The sequence below is a fragment of the Allostreptomyces psammosilenae genome, from assembly GCF_013407765.1.
GTDB lineage: Bacteria > Actinomycetota > Actinomycetes > Streptomycetales > Streptomycetaceae > Allostreptomyces > Allostreptomyces psammosilenae.
Map to the genome: position 1 here is coordinate 4516292 of NZ_JACBZD010000001.1, position 14165 is coordinate 4530456.

Below are 14165 nucleotides of genomic sequence, written 5' to 3' on the forward strand. Positions count from 1 at the left end.
CCGGGCCGAGCAGGGCGGCGAGGGTGGCGGTCAGGGCGGTGAGCAGCGCCGTGCCGGCGGTGCCCGGGACGGCCCTGCGGGGGACGGCGCGGCGCGCGGGGGCCGTGCGGGCCGGGCGCGGGGCGGGGGACGCGGGTGGGAGTGGCACTTCCGGTTCAGCCTCCGTCGACGGGTCCACGGGTGGGGGATGTCGCCGGATAGTGCATCCCCGTACGCCCACCGGTTCCTGACGAACAGGTGAAGAATCGGCGGTGATCCGGCGGCGTCCCGGGGTGCGGGGCGGGACGCGGGGGTGGTGGGGCCGTTCGCCGGTTACCCATGGCTCCCACGCGTCCCGCTGACTACATTGGTGCCGTTGGGCAGGCACAGGCTCCGCGACCCGGGCTGGTGGTCGATGTGGACGTCTCCGATGCCGTCGACGGCGCGGTGGGGACCGGGTTCCCGCGGGCGCCGACGGCCGGCCGGGGGGCCGGCGCGCCGGACCGGCGGCAGGCGCTGGCGCGGACCGGCCTGGCCGCGCGGCCGGACGAGGCGATGGACCGGTTCGCCCGGATGGTCCGCGCCCACCTCGGGGTGGACGTCGGGCTGGTCGCCCTGGTCGACGGGGAACGCCAGCTGTTCCCGGGCGCCGACGGCCTTCCCGAGCCGTGGGGGAGCGCCCGGCAGTCCCCGCTCAGCCACTCCTTCTGCCAGCACGTGGTCGCCAGCGGGCAGCCGCTGATCATCGCCGACACCCGGGAGCACCCGCTGCTGCGGGACAGCCTCGCGGTGGTGGAGATGCGGGTGGTCGGCTACGCGGGCATGCCGCTGACCGACGACGACGGGCGGGCCATCGGCTCGCTGTGCGCCGTCGACCACCGGCCGCGCCGTTGGACGGGCGCGGAGGTCGCCGCGCTGGCCGACCTGGGCGCGGCCTGCTCCTCGGAGCTGCGGTTGCGGCTGTCCCGGTACGACGCCGAGCACGCCCGGGACGCCTCCCGGGCCGCGTGGCGGGTCGCCGAGCGGGAACGCGGCCGCGCGGAGGACGCCCTGGAGGCGGCCCGCCGGGCCAACAGCGAGCTGACCTGGCTGGGCGCGGTCGACGCCGCCCTCGCGGACAACCGGGATCCGGACGACTCGGCCCGTCGGCTCGCCGGGGCGGTGGTCCCCCGGCTGGCGGACTGCGCCTTCACCGTGCTGGTGGAGGAGCCCGGCATGGTGCGGGTGGCCGGCGCGGCGCACCGGGACCCCTCGCGCCTGATCGGCCTGCCGGTGGCCGCGCGGCTGCCGCGGCAGCCGTCGCTGGCGCCGCTCGGGCGGGTGCTGGACTCCGGCCGGGCCGTGCTGGTGCGGCACTTCGCGCCGCTGGAGCGGGCCCGGGATCCGGTGGAGGCCACCTGGTTGCGCCTGTGCCACTGGCTGGGGATCGGCACGGCGCTGCTGCTGCCGCTGCGGGTGGGCGGGCGGGGCGGGGCCTTCGGGGCGCTGGTGCTGCTGCGCGAGCGCGCCCGGAGGTTCGGCGACGCGGACGCCGCGCTGGCCCGGGTGGTGGCCGAGCGGGCGTCGCTGGCCATCGACAACGCCCGGCTGTTCGCCGCCCAGGCGAACATCGCGGCCACCCTGCAGCGCGGCATGCTCACCGAACTGCCGCGGCCCGACGGCCTGGAGCTGGCCGCCGTCTACCGGCCGGCCGAGCGCGCGGCGGAGGTGGGCGGCGACTGGTACGACGCCTTCCGGCTGCCCGGCGGCACCCTGGCGCTGGCGGTGGGCGACGCCACCGGCCACGACATCCAGGCGGCGACCCGGATGGCGCACCTGCGGTCCAGCCTGCGCACCCTCGCGGTGCACGCCGAGCACACCCCCGGCCTGCTGCTGGACTGGCTGGACGAGGCGGTGGACCGGCTGGGGGCCGCCGACCACAGCACCGTGCTGTACGCGCAGCTCGCCCCGGAACCGGGGCCGGACGCGGCCGGCGGCTACCGGCTGTCCTGGAGCAACGCCGGGCACCCGCCGCCGGTGCTGCTCGCCCCCGACGGGCGCGCCCGGCTGCTGTGGGAGGGGCACGCCCCGCTGCTGGGGCTGGCGGCGCTGTCCGGCGGCCGGCGGGTGGACGGCCGGCCGACCGGGCGGGTGGCCCTGCCGCCCGGGAGCACCCTGCTGTGCTACACCGACGCCCTGGTGGAGAGCCGGACCCGCCCGGTCGACGAGGGGATCGCGCGGCTGCTGGTGGGCGCCGAGCGGCGGCACGGGCTGTCGCTGCCGCGGTTGTGCGTGGAGCTGGCCGACGAGCTCGGCGACACCCGCGACGACCTGACCGTCCTGGCCGTCCGGGTCACCCGCTGACCGCCGCGCCCCCGCCGTCCTGCGCCGCCGCCGTCCGCGTCACAGCAGGTCCTCGACGGTGATCGGCAGGTCGCGCACGCGTCGGCCGGTGGCGTGGAAGACGGCGTTGGCGACCGCGGCGGCGACGCCGACCAGGCCGATCTCGCCGACGCCCTTGGTGCCGGCCGGGTTCACCGGATCCGGTCCGCCCACGAAGAGCACCTCCATCTCCGGCACGTCGGCGTGCACCGGCACCAGGTAGTCGCCGAGGGTGGCGTCCGCGACCCGCCCGGTTCCCGGATCGCGCTCCGTGCGCTCCATCAGGGCCATGCCGATGCCGCCGACCGTGCCGCCGACGATCTGGCTGGTGGCGGTCTTGGCGTTCAGCACGCGCCCGGCGTCCACGGCCGTGACCACCCGGGACACCCGCAGCAGCCCGAGGCTGGGGTCGACCCGTACCTCCACGAACCGCGCCCCGAACGCCCCGGCCGGCGCCATGCCGATGTCCTCGGGCCGCGGCGGGGCGCTGTCGCCGTCGGCGGTCAGCTCGTGCACCCCGTGGCGGGCCAGGATGTCGGTGTAGGACTCGCCCAGTGCCGGCTGCCCGGTGCGGTGGATGCGGCCCTCGGCCACCGTGACGTCCGCCGGCCCGAGTCCGCGCAGCGGGGAGCCGGGGTCGTCCCAGACCAGGTCGAGGAAGGCTTCGACGAGCTGCCGGCAGGCCGCGTGCACGGCGCTGCCGAGCGCCCCGGTCAGGCCGGAGCCGCCGGCCTGCGGTGCCATGGGCATGTCGGTGTCGCCGAGGTCGAACCGGACCCGGGCCAGCGGCAGGCCGAGCAGGTCCGCGGCGAGCTGGGTCATCACCGTGGCGGTGCCGGTGCCGATGTCGGTGACCGCCGAGCGCACCAGCGCGGTGCCGCGCAGGTCCATGGAGGCGCGGGCCCGGCAGGGCTGCTGGTACCAGGGGAAGGTGACGCCGGCCATGCCGAGGCCGACCAGCCAGCGACCGTCCCGCATGGAGCCGGGGTCGGGGGTGCGCCGGTGCCAGCCGAAGCGGGCGGCGCCCTGCTCGTAGGCGTCCCGCAGGGCGTTGCTGGACCACGGCAGCCCGGAGGTCTGCTGGACGTCGGCGTGGTTGCGCAGCCGCAGCTGGAGCGGGTCCATGCGCAGCTCGTGGGCGAGTTCGTCCAGCGCGCACTCCAGGGCGAAGTTGCCCTGGGCCTCGCCGGGGGCGCGCATCGGGCCGGGGCTGGGCAGGTGCAGCCGCACCGCGCGGTCGCGGGTGGCCACGTTGGGGCAGGCGTAGGCGTTGGACGTTCCGGCGGCGGCCGGCTCGATGGTGTCGTCCTCGATCGCCGTCACCGAGGTGCTCTCGTGTTCCACGCCGACCAGGTCGCCGTCGCGGGTGGCGCCGATCCGGACGCGCTGCACGGTGCTCGGGCGGTGGCCGACGCCGGTGAACATCTGCGGGCGGGTCAGCTCCAGCCGCACCGGCCGGCCGGTCACCCGGGCGGCCAGCGCCGCCAGCACCACGTGCGGCCACACCCGCAGTCCGGCCCCGAAGCCGCCGCCGACGTGCCGGGCGAGGACCTGCACGCCGTTCTCGGGGACGTCGAACGCCCGGGCGAGGGCCGCGCGCACGGCGTACGGCCACTGCGTGGAGTCGTGCACGGTGAGCGCGGTGCCGTCCCAGGCGGCGACGGTGGTGAACGGCCCCAGCGGGTTGTTGGTCTCCTCGGGGGTGGTGTAGGTGGCCTCGACCAGCACGTCGGCCGAGGCCAGGGCGGTGGCGGCGTCGCCGCGTGCGGTGTCCAGCCGCGCCGGGTCGGTGAGCGTCTCCGCGCGGGGGTCGTGCGGGTCGAGCAGGGCCTCCGCCGGCTCGTAGTCGACCCGGACCAGCCGGGCGGCCTCGTTCGCGGCCTCGGCGGTCTCGGCGACGACCACGGCGAGGTACTGCCCGTGGTGGATGATCCGGTCGTCGCGCAGCGGTGGCGGCGGGGCTGCGCCCAGCGCGGTGTCGGGTGCGCGCTCCACGCGCGGCGCGTTGGCGTGGGTGAGGACGGCCAGCACGCCGGGGACCGCCTCGGCGGCGTCGGTGGTGATGGCGCGGACCCGTCCGGCGGCGATCGTGGAGCGCACCAGCGCGGCGTGCGCCAGGTCGGGGTAGTGGACGTCGCCGGGGTAGGCGGCGGCGCCGGTGACCTTCGCGGGGCCGTCGACCCGGTCCACGCCGGCCCCGACGGAGGGGACGTGCCGCAGTGTCGTCACCAGTACACCCCCGAGACGGTCTGCAGCGCCCGCACCAGCGCGCGCCGGCCCAGTTCGACCTTGAAGGCGTTGTCGCGGCGGGGCACGGCGCCGTCGAGGGCGGCCCGGCCGGCGGCGTGGAAGACGTCGGTGCGGGCCGGCGCCCCGAGCAGGACGTCCTCCGCGGCCCAGGCCCGCCAGGGGACGGTGGCCAGCCCGCCCAGCCCGACCCGGGCCCGCCGCACCACCCCGTCCTCGACGACCAGCGCCACGGCGACCGAGGTGAGCGCGAAGTCGTAGGAGGCCCGGTCGCGGATCTTCAGGTAGTGCGAGCGGGCGCCGGGCGGCAGCAGCGGCACCTCGACGGCGGTGATCAGCTCGCCGTGCTCCAGCACGGTCTCCACGTCGGGGGTGTCGCCGGGGGTGCGGTACAGGTCGGTGAGCGGCACGCGCCGCTCGCCGCCGTCCGGGCCGCTGACGCGTACCGCGGCGTCCAGGGCGACCAGGGCGACGGCGAGGTCGGAGGCGTGGGTGGCGATGCAGTGCTCGCTGGTGCCCAGCACGGCGTGGCCGCGGTGGACGCCGTCGAGGGCGGCGCAGCCGGCGCCGCGGTGGCGCTTGTTGCAGGGGGTGGTGGGGTCGCGGAAGTAGCGGCAGCGGGTGCGCTGGAGGAGGTTGCCGCCGATGGTGGCCATGTTGCGCAACTGCACCGAGGCGCCGAGCAGCAGCGCCTCGTGGACCACCGGCAGCAGTTCGGCCACCGCGGGTTCGGCCGCGAGTTCCTCCATGGAGGTCAGCGCCCCGACGACCAGGGTGTCGCCGTCGCGGTCGACGCCGCGCAGCGGCAGCCGGGTGATGTCGACGAGCCGGTCCGGTGCCAGCACGCCGTCCTTCATCAGGTCCAGCTGGGTGGTGCCGCCGGCGAGGAAGGACGCGGCCGGGTCGGCGGCGACGGTCGCGGTGGCCTGGCCGACCTCGGCGGGGCGCAGGTACTCAAAGGCGTGCATCGCCGTCCCCTCCTCCCGCGGTCGGTCCGGTTCCGGCCGCCGGGGCGGTGGTGCCGCCGGCGGGCCCGGCGGCGGCCTCGGGCACGCCGGCGCGGGCGCCGCCGCTGGTGGTGGCCACCTCGCGGATGGCCGCGACGATGTTCGGGTAGGCGCCGCACCGGCACAGGTTGCCGCTCATGAACTCGCGGATGTCGTCGTCGGAGCCGGTGCGTCCCTCGGCGAGCAGCGCCACCGCCGACATGATCTGGCCCGGGGTGCAGAACCCGCACTGGAAGCCGTCGTGCCGGATGAAGGCGTCCTGCACCGGGTGGCGCACTCCGTCGCGGGCCAGCCCTTCGATGGTGGTGATCTCGCGGTCCTCGCACTGCGCGGCCAGGGTCAGGCAGGCCAGCACCCGTTCGCCGTCCACCAGCACCGTGCAGCTGCCGCAGGCGCCCTGGTCGCAGCCCTTCTTGGTGCCGGTGAGGCCGAGCCGGTCGCGCAGCGCGTCCAGCAGGGTGACCCGGGCCTGGATCCGGAGCCGGTGCGGGATCCGGTTGACCCGCAGCGTCAGGTCGACGTCCGGCGGGAGGGTGGGGGCGGCGCGTGGTGTGGCGTGCGCGCCGCCGCCGGGCGCCGCCGCGCCCGGTTCGCCGCTTCCCGCTGACTGACCGTCCATGCCGCCTCGACCGTCCGCTCGACTCGATCCGTCCCCGCTTCCACAGATATGCGGCCCGGGCGGCGTCGGCACCTCGGGGCGGGCGTCCGGGGGATCGGCGGCGGCGGTCAGCCGGTGCGGGGTGGGCCGTACAGGCGCAGGAAGGCCCGCACCCCGGTGGTGACGATCTCGGTGACCTCCGACTCGGGGAGCGGGATGGCCCCGTAGAAGGAGCGGTCGGTCACGCCGAAGAAGGTGAGCAGCGTGAAGTGGGTGGCGGCCAGGTCGGGGTCGTCGACGGCGAGCAGGCCCTGGTCGGCGATGCGCCGCAGGTGGCGGACGATGACCCGGTGGCAGGCGAGTGGGCCCGCCTCCTGCCACTCCCGGAGCACCTCGCGGGGGATGCGGCCGGCCTCGGCGTGGATCGCCCGGACGATGGCGAAGTGGTCGGGGGCGGAGACCACGGCGGTCGCCCGGGCGAGGCCGAAGGTGACGAGGTCGGCCTCCAGGTCGGCGATCTCGGTGAGGTGGCGGTCGGCCATCTCGGTGATGGTGCGGGTGACCTCCAGGGCGCCGTCCAGGACGACCGAGAGGAACAGCCGCTCCTTGTCGGCGTAGTGGTTGTAGATGGTGCGCTTGGAGACGCCGGCCTCGGCGGCGATGGCGTCCACGCTGGCCCGGGTGTAGCCCTCCCGGCCGAACACCACGCGGGCGGCCTCGGCGATGACCCGGCGCTTGGCGGGCATTCCCCGGGCCCCGCTGGGCGTGACCTGCGACGTGGCCATCGGCGTGCTCCCATCGACCGTGCGCCTGCGTGACTCGGTGCAGGTTACTTCCCCGACGGTACACCGACCGGTTTTGACATGACACTGCACGGTGTAGTTTCCTGTGTGAACTGCACCGTGCAGTGTATTTCTGTCCGGGAAGAGGTACCCATGCCCGACGCAGTCGCCCCGCCCGCCGACGCAGCCGCCCCCGCCTCCCGCCCGGCCACCGGAACGCCACGGCCACCCGGCGGCCGGCCCCCCGGGAGGATCCCCGCCCTGTGGCTGGCCCTGCTCGCCGCGCCCATGGCCACCAGCGCCAACGGCCCCGTCCTGATCCTCGCGGACATCGCCGCCGACCTCGGCGTCCCGGTGTCCGCCGCGACCTGGCTGACCACCGCCTTCGGCTGCGCCCTCGCCGTCGGCACACCCCTGATGGCGGGCCTGCTGCGGCGGCGCGGCCCGCACCTGGCCCTGTACACCGGCGCCGCCCTGGTGCTGGCCGGAACGCTCGTGGTGGCGTTCGCCCCCTGGCTGCCCCTGCTGGCCGCCGGCCGCGCCGCCCAGGCCCTCGGCGGCGCGGGACTGATCGCCACCGCGATGAACCTGGCCGGCTCGGTCCGCCGGATGGGCGTCATCACCGCGGGCTTCGGCATGTGCGGGGCCGTCGGACCACTGGCCGGATCGCTGATCGCCGACGCCACGTCCTGGCACCTGACGCTCACCCTGTCCGCCGTCGCCCTGCTCGCCGTGGCCCCCGTCGCCCGGCGGCTGCCCGACCCCGCGCCGGCCGACCCCGCCGCCCGGGCGGCGGACCGCTTCGACGCCCTCGGCGCGCTGCTGCTGACCGCCCTGGTCACCTCGCTGGTCTTCGCCACCCGCTTCCCCGCGGCCGCCGGGACCGGCGCCGTCCTCGCCGCCGGGCTGCTCGCCCTGCGCCTGCGCGCCCGCCCGGACGGCTTCGTCCCCGTCGCGCTGCTGCGCACCCCCGCCTTCCTGCTCGCCAGCGCGGTCGCCTTCGCCCTGGCCACCTCCTACTTCGCGCTGCTCTACGCCGTGCCCGACCTGCTGCGCCGGGACACCGGGTGGACGGACGGCCGGATCGGCGTCGGACAGATGGCCGCCCTGCTCGTCGGCTCCGCGCTGTCCTGGGTGCTCGCCTCGGTCGCCGACCGGATGGGCCGCCGCGCCGTGCTCGCCGTGCTCCTCGGCCTCGGCGCCCTGGCGCCGGTCACCGCGGCGCTCACCCCCTGGGCGCCGCTGCTGCTCGCCGTGGCCACCCTGGCCATCCTCGCCGCTTCCGCCGGTCAGGCCGTCCTCGGGGTGCTCGCCACCGGCGCGGCGCCCGCCCCGCTCCGCCCCATCGCGATCGGCCTGTTCAACCTCTGCTACCAGCTGGGGATGGCCGTCGGCCCGGCCGTCCTCGCCCTGCTCGCCCTCGGCTGACCCGCCGGAACTACCACGGCTCCCCCCGCTTGCGCTTGTATGGCGCCATGACGACCACGCTCACCACCCACCCCGCCACCGCCCGGCCCGACCTGCTGGCCCGCCCGGTGGCCGCCGCCCTCGCCGGGTGGACCGGCAGCGTCCCGGTCACCGAGGTCGAGGTGGCGGCGATCGACCCGGAGCTCGCGGACACCGCGGTGTTCTGCGAGCGCCACGGCGTCAGCCTGGCGGAATCGGCGAACTGCGTGGTCGTCGCCGCCAGGCGGGGCGGCGAGGTGAGCCACGCCGCCTTCGTGGTGACCGCGACGACCCGGGGCGACGTCAACGGGCTGATCCGCCGCCACCTCGGCGCCCGCAAGGTGAGCTTCGCGCCGATGGCCGAGGTCCTGGACGCCACCGGCATGGAGTACGGCGGCATCACGCCGATCGGCCTGCCGGAGGGCTGGCCGATCCTGGTGGACTCCGCCGTGGCCGCGCTGCCGCGGGCGGTCGTCGGCTCCGGGATCCGCGGCTCCAAGCTGTGGGTCCCCGGGCCGCTGCTCGCCGAACTGCCCGGCGCGCAGGTGCTGGACGGGCTCGGCCTCCCCCTCGACTGAGGTCGCGAGCGGCCCCGGCCGCCCTGTTATCGTCGCCCGGTGAGGACCCGAACCGCCGCAGCAGGGCCGCGGGCGCTCCTCGCCCGCCACTGGTCCCGGCTCCGCGTGCCGGCCGGCCGGGTCGACGGCCGCACCGTCGCCGGGCACGCGGCGCTGTGCGCCGTCGTGGCCGCGCCGCTGTTCCTCCGCGTCGTGGAGACGGACGCGACCGACGCCTTCGTCTCCTCGGCGCCCGGCAGGGTGGTGGGCGGTCTGGTCACCGTCGCGGTGGTCGCGCTCGGCCGGACCCACCCGCTGGTCTCCCTGCTCGCCGCCGGCGCCGCCGCCGCCGCCGACTGGCGGTTCGCGCTGCTGATGGTCGCCAGCGGCTACCTGGCCGGCCGGCGGACGCCGGACGGCCGGCAGGGCACCGTGGCGCTCGCCGTCCTCGCCGCCGCCGCCCTGCTGAGCTGCCTGGTCACCGGGGCGGAGGTGTACCGGTACCTGGTGATGGCCACCGGTCTGCTGCTGCTCGGCGTCTTCCCCTGGCTGATCGGCCGCTACCGGCGCCAGCAGGTGCAGCTGGTGTGGGCCGGCTGGGAGCGGGCGGAGCAGCTGGAGCGGGAGCAGCGCATCGTCAGCGAGCAGGCCCGGCTGCGGGAGCGCGCCCGGATCGCGCAGGACATGCACGACTCGCTCGGCCACGACCTCAGCCTGGTGGCCCTGCGCGCCGGGGCGCTGGAGGTGGCGCCGGACCTCGACGAGCGGCACCGGCGCGCCGCCGCCGAACTGCGCTCCGGCGTGGCGGACGCGGCTGAGCGCCTGCGGGACATCATCGGCGTGCTGCGCGACGACGCCGATCCCTCGCCCTCGCCGACCGGACCGGTGGGGGAGGGGATCGAGGAGCTGGTGGAGCGGGCCCGGCGGTCCGGGGTGGCGGTGCGGCTGCGCGTCGAGCCGGGGAGCACGGCGTCGGACGCCACGACCACGGATGCCGCGGCCAAGGACGCCGCGGGCCCGGACGCCGCCGGCGGCGGCCCCGGCGCGGAGCCGGGGTACGCGCGGGACCTCCCACCCGCCGTCCGGCGGGCCGCCTACCGGGTGGTCCAGGAGTCGCTGACCAACGCCACCAAGCACGCGCCGGGCGCCGAGGTGACGGTCCGGCTGACCCGCACGCCCGGGGAGCTGCTGGTCACCGTCGCCAACACGGCCCCCGCGCCGGGCGCGCCGGCGCCCGAGCTGGCGCGCGGTCACCGAGGACTGGCCGGACTGCGGGAACGGGTGCGCCTGGTGGGCGGGACGCTGCGGGCCGGGCCGGCCGACGGCGGCTTCCGCGTCGAGGCCCGGATCCCGCTCGGGCCCGCCGGCACGGCCGGCGCCGTCGCCGCGGAGGCCGACGCGCCGGACGGCGCCGGCGACGGCCCGGAGCCCTGGGCCCGGCGCAGCGAGTCGGCCGCGCAGCTGGAGCAGGGCCGCCGGCGGCTGCGGCGCGGACTGGTCACCGCGATCCTGGTGCCGGGCGGGCTGCTGCTGGCGCTGGGCGCGGCGATGGCCGGGCTGTACGCCTACGACTCCTACAACTCGCGGCTCACCCCGGCCGCGTTCGAGGCGCTGGCGGTGGGGCAGCCGCAGCGGGAGGTGGAGGAGGTGCTGCCGGCCTGGGAGGCGCCGGAGCGGCGGGACGGGCGCCAGCCGCCGATCCCGGAGGGGGCGCGGTGCCGGTACTACCGCTCGGACGCGGGTTTCCTCCCCGCTCCCTTCGACGTCTACCGGCTGTGCTTCCGCCAGGGCGCCCTGGTGGCCAAGGACGTCATCCCCCCGCCGTGACCGCCCCGGTCGGCGCGGTCACCGCCCGCGGCGCGCGGGGCGGGGGCGGTCGCCGCCGGCGGGTTCGATGCGGCGGGACTGCACGTGCTCGTAGGCCATCGTGGTCTGCACGTCCGCGACCTCGCGGCGCTCGGTGAGGCGGTCGATGACGAAGGCGTACACCCCGCTGACGTCCGGGACGGCGATGTGGATGAGGAAGTCGTGCGGCCCGGAGGTCACGAACAGGCCGATCACCTCGGGCAGCCGGGTCGCCCACTCGCGGAAGGCCGCGATGACCGGGCGGGCCGGCGGCCGGATGCGCACCGAGATGAGGGCCTGCACGGGGCGGCCGGCCGCCTCCAGGTCCAGGGCCGCGTGGTAGCCGGTGATCACGCCGCGTTCGCGCAGCTGCCGCACCCGCTCCAGCGAGGTGGACGGCGAGACCCCGGTCTTGGCGGCCAGGTCGCGGTTGGTCTGCCGTGCATCGTTCTGCAACTCCCGCAGCAGGGCACGGTCCAGCGAATCAAGTTCCATCGAATCCGCGACCTTCCGTACGACGTGTGACAACGGGTGAACCGCGGCGGACACCTGCCTAGCGTATCGAGCCACGGGCACGCGGACGCCACGGCCGTCCGCCGACCCGCTGGTGACGTGTCGGCGCCGTCACCACCCCCTCCCGCTCACCCGTGGCCCCCGAGGAGTCCTGTGATGTCCGACCTGACGCTGTCCGCAGACGTCCGCACCGACCTGTCGACCCGGCAGACCACGCTCAAGTGGGTCATCGTGGTCGACCGGGCGCTGCCCGCCGGGCTGCTGGTGAACGCGGCGGCGTGCGTGTCCGCCGCGGTGGGGAGGAACCTCCCCGAACTGATCGGCCCGGACGGCGAGGACGCCGGCGGGGTGCGCCACCGCGGCCTGCCCTGGATGGGCTGCCCGGTGCTGGCGGCCGACGCGGACACCCTGCGGGCCGTCCACGCGGGGGCCGTGGCCCGTGGCGACGAACTGCTGGTCGTCGGCATGTCGCAGCTCGCCCAGAACGCCCGCGTCTACGACGCCTACCTGGACGAGCTCGCCGGCACCAAGGGCGAGGACCTGGCCTACCGCGCGATCGGCCTGGTGGGCCCGCGCAAGGCGGTGGACCGGCTGGTCGGCGGGCTGGGGCTGCTGCGCTGAGCCACGCCTGCCGCTCGCGGCCCCGGCCCGCGATCCGGCCTGTGACCCGTGATCCGGGCCGCGCCGCCGGGCGGCGGTCCGCCCCGCCGGGGCGGGGTGGGTAGGGTCTGGCTGGCGTCCGGGGCGTCGGACGACGGTGTGGCGGAAGGGTGGCACGGGGTGATCCGGGTTGTACTGGCCGACGACGAGGTGCTGATCCGCGCCGGGGTGCGGGCGATCCTGGCCGCCGACCCGGAGATCGAGGTCGTCGCCGAGGCGGCCGACGGCCACCAGGCCGTGGACCTGGCGCGCCGGCACCGCCCGGACATCATCCTGCTGGACATCCGGATGCCGGGCCTGGACGGGCTGGCGGCCGCGGCGGAGATCCGGCGGGCGGCCCCGGGCACGGGCGTGGTCGTGCTGACCACCTTCTCGGAGGACGACTACATCGACCGGGCGCTGGCGGAGGGCGCGAGCGGGTTCCTGCTCAAGACGGGCGCGCCGCGCGAACTCATCGCCGGCGTCCGCGCGGTGGCGGAGGGCGCGGCCTACCTGTCCCCGCGCGTCGCCCGCCGGGTGGTCAGCGAGTACGGCGCCGCCACGCGGTCCGGGCGGCGTCCCGGCGGCGCCGCCACCCGGGACGAGCTGGCCGGGGTGCTCACCGAGCGGGAGCTGCGGGTGCTCGCGCTGGTCGGCGCGGGCCGCACCAACCGGGAGATCGCCGCCGAACTGCACGTCGTGGAGGGCACCGTGAAGGCGTATGTGAGCGCCATCCTCGGCCGGATCGGCGTCCGCAACCGGGTGGAGGCCGCCATCGTCGCCTACAAGGCCGGGCTGGTGCCGGACGAGCCGTCCTGAGGCGCCCCGCCGGCGGAATCCGTTGACGAAAGTAAGGGCGATCGGTGCCCATCGTGCGATCCGCCCGCCGCACCGCCCTTCCTAGCCTCCTGAGGGTGGCCCCCGTGCCGTGGGGCCACGGGAACCAGGAGTGTGTGGATGAGGATGACGAGGCGGCGGACATCGGCGGGCGTCACGGCGGTCCTGACGGGAGGAACGTTCCTTCCCGCCGCGACGGCCTCGGCCGCCGAGCCGGTAGGCGCCGGGACCGGGGGTGCCGAGGCCGGGAGCGCCGGTGAGAGCGGCGGGGCGGCCCCCGCGCCCGGGCCCGGGGGCGAGCCGGGCAACATCGAGGACGTCCCGGACGTCATGGCCGAGTGGTACCTGGACGTCGTCGACTTCGCGGACTCCACGCCCTCCGCGGTGCAGGGCTTCATGGAGCTCTTCACCGAGGGCGTGGTGCTGCTCTTCGGCGTGCTGATGCTGCTGGCCTGGTGGCGGGCGCGTGGCCGGGACTCCCGGGCGATGGCCGGCGCGCTGCTGGCCCCGGTCGCGGTGGTCGCGGCCTACCTGACCAGCGAGGTCTCCAAGCTGTACCTCACGGCGGAGCGGCCCTGCCGGACGCTCCCCGACGTGGTGCCGATCGCCGAGTGCCCCCCGCCCGGCGACTGGTCGTTCCCCAGCAACCACTCGGCCATCGCCGGCGCGTCGGTGCTGGCGCTGTTCCTCGCCTGGCGCCGGCTCGGGGCGCTGGCGCTGCCGCTGGGCCTGTTGGGTGCCTACTCGCGGGTGTTCGTGGGCGCCCACTACCCGCACGACGCGATCGTCGGCTTCCTGCTGGGGGCACTGGTCGCGCCGCTGGTGGTGCTGGTGCTGCGCGGCCCGACCACCCGGCTGGTGGCGCGGCTGCGGGCCGGCTCGCCGACCTGGCTGCTCACCCGTTCCTAGGGAGCCGGGCGGGGCGGACGCGGGTGGGGGCCACGCCGGGCGTGGCCCCCACCCGCGTCACCGGTTCGGCGCGGCGAACCGGCGGGCGTCACCGGCGGCTCAGCCGCCGCTCTTGCGCCGGAAGGAGCGCTGCGTCGACGCCGGGCCGTGCGCCCCGTGGATCTTCGAGGCGCCCGAGCCGGTGCCGCCGCCGGCGGCGGCACCGCGGCCGCGCTTGCGTTCCAGCGCCTCGCGGAACTTGCGCTTGACGTCGTCCTCCGGCGTCGGCGAGGCCGCGGCGTCCTCGGGGGCCGGTGCGGTCCGGTCCGCCGGGGCCGGCGCCGTGGCCGGGCTGCCGTCGGCGACCTCGGCGAGACGCGTCTGGTCGTTCTCGGCGCCTTCGGGCGTCGGTGTGTCCACGGCCATGGGGACCTCCTGGAGGGGCGATGGTGCGGTCGAGGTGACA

At 76.8% G+C, this 14165-nt stretch carries 13 protein-coding genes; 7 read left to right on the forward strand and 6 right to left on the reverse strand.

Annotation, left to right across the window (positions count from 1 at the left end; genetic code table 11):
• The first annotated feature begins 396 nt into the window (after positions 1 to 396).
• Positions 397 to 2322, forward strand: a complete 1926-nt coding sequence (locus FHU37_RS18635; protein WP_179815278.1) for a GAF domain-containing SpoIIE family protein phosphatase — start codon at positions 397 to 399, stop codon at positions 2320 to 2322.
• Positions 2323 to 2361: 39 nt separating this feature from the next.
• Here FHU37_RS18635 and FHU37_RS18640 read toward each other — a convergent pair whose 3' ends face one another.
• From FHU37_RS18640 to FHU37_RS18655, 4 genes are all read right to left on the reverse strand, one after another.
• A complete protein-coding gene (locus FHU37_RS18640) occupies positions 2362 to 4569 on the reverse strand; it encodes a xanthine dehydrogenase family protein molybdopterin-binding subunit (RefSeq protein WP_179815279.1) in 2208 nt (735 codons plus the stop codon).
• Positions 4566 to 5555, reverse strand: coding sequence for an FAD binding domain-containing protein (locus FHU37_RS18645; protein ID WP_179815280.1), 990 nt, complete (start codon positions 5553 to 5555; stop codon positions 4566 to 4568). Before FHU37_RS18645 ends, FHU37_RS18640 begins: the two co-directional genes overlap by 4 nt.
• Positions 5542 to 6213, reverse strand: a complete 672-nt coding sequence (locus FHU37_RS18650; protein ID WP_179815281.1) for a (2Fe-2S)-binding protein — start codon at positions 6211 to 6213, stop codon at positions 5542 to 5544. Before FHU37_RS18650 ends, FHU37_RS18645 begins: the two co-directional genes overlap by 14 nt.
• A gap of 107 nt (positions 6214 to 6320) precedes the next feature.
• Complete coding sequence (locus FHU37_RS18655) at positions 6321 to 6977, reverse strand: TetR/AcrR family transcriptional regulator (RefSeq protein ID WP_246449991.1); 657 nt, start codon at positions 6975 to 6977, stop codon at positions 6321 to 6323.
• A 150-nt stretch (positions 6978 to 7127) separates the two neighbouring features.
• Here FHU37_RS18655 and FHU37_RS18660 point away from each other — a divergent pair, with 150 nt between their 5' ends.
• Genes FHU37_RS18660 through FHU37_RS28430 form a run of 3 tightly spaced genes read left to right on the forward strand, consistent with a single transcriptional unit; the run spans position 7128 to position 10804 of the window.
• A complete protein-coding gene (locus tag FHU37_RS18660; RefSeq protein WP_179815282.1) occupies positions 7128 to 8402 on the forward strand; it encodes an MFS transporter in 1275 nt (424 codons plus the stop codon).
• 47 nt (positions 8403 to 8449) lie between these two features.
• Entirely contained in the window at positions 8450 to 8998 is a 549-nt protein-coding gene (locus FHU37_RS18665) for a YbaK/EbsC family protein (protein WP_179815283.1), read from the forward strand.
• A gap of 39 nt (positions 8999 to 9037) precedes the next feature.
• A complete protein-coding gene (locus tag FHU37_RS28430; protein WP_179815284.1) occupies positions 9038 to 10804 on the forward strand; it encodes a sensor histidine kinase in 1767 nt (588 codons plus the stop codon).
• A gap of 18 nt (positions 10805 to 10822) precedes the next feature.
• Here the strand turns inward: FHU37_RS28430 and FHU37_RS18675 are convergent, their stop codons facing one another.
• Complete coding sequence (locus tag FHU37_RS18675; RefSeq protein WP_179815285.1) at positions 10823 to 11317, reverse strand: Lrp/AsnC family transcriptional regulator; 495 nt, start codon at positions 11315 to 11317, stop codon at positions 10823 to 10825.
• 174 nt (positions 11318 to 11491) lie between these two features.
• On the opposite strand from FHU37_RS18675, the gene FHU37_RS18680 reads away from it, so the two are divergent.
• The 3 genes from FHU37_RS18680 to FHU37_RS18690 all read left to right on the forward strand — a co-directional run bounded on the left by FHU37_RS18680 (position 11492) and on the right by FHU37_RS18690 (position 13720).
• The gene (locus FHU37_RS18680) at positions 11492 to 11956 is read left to right on the forward strand and encodes a DUF2000 domain-containing protein (RefSeq protein WP_179815286.1); all 465 of its coding nucleotides are present in this window, start codon (positions 11492 to 11494) and stop codon (positions 11954 to 11956) included.
• A gap of 159 nt (positions 11957 to 12115) precedes the next feature.
• Complete coding sequence (locus FHU37_RS18685; protein ID WP_179815287.1) at positions 12116 to 12793, forward strand: response regulator; 678 nt, start codon at positions 12116 to 12118, stop codon at positions 12791 to 12793.
• A 138-nt stretch (positions 12794 to 12931) separates the two neighbouring features.
• The gene (locus FHU37_RS18690; protein WP_218904077.1) at positions 12932 to 13720 is read left to right on the forward strand and encodes a phosphatase PAP2 family protein; all 789 of its coding nucleotides are present in this window, start codon (positions 12932 to 12934) and stop codon (positions 13718 to 13720) included.
• Between the two features lie 99 nt (positions 13721 to 13819).
• On the opposite strand, the gene FHU37_RS18695 is transcribed toward FHU37_RS18690, so the two are convergent.
• Positions 13820 to 14125 (reverse strand): DUF5302 domain-containing protein, encoded by a 306-nt coding sequence (locus FHU37_RS18695; RefSeq protein WP_179815288.1) that lies wholly within the window; start codon positions 14123 to 14125, stop codon positions 13820 to 13822.
• Positions 14126 to 14165: the final 40 nt, after the last annotated feature.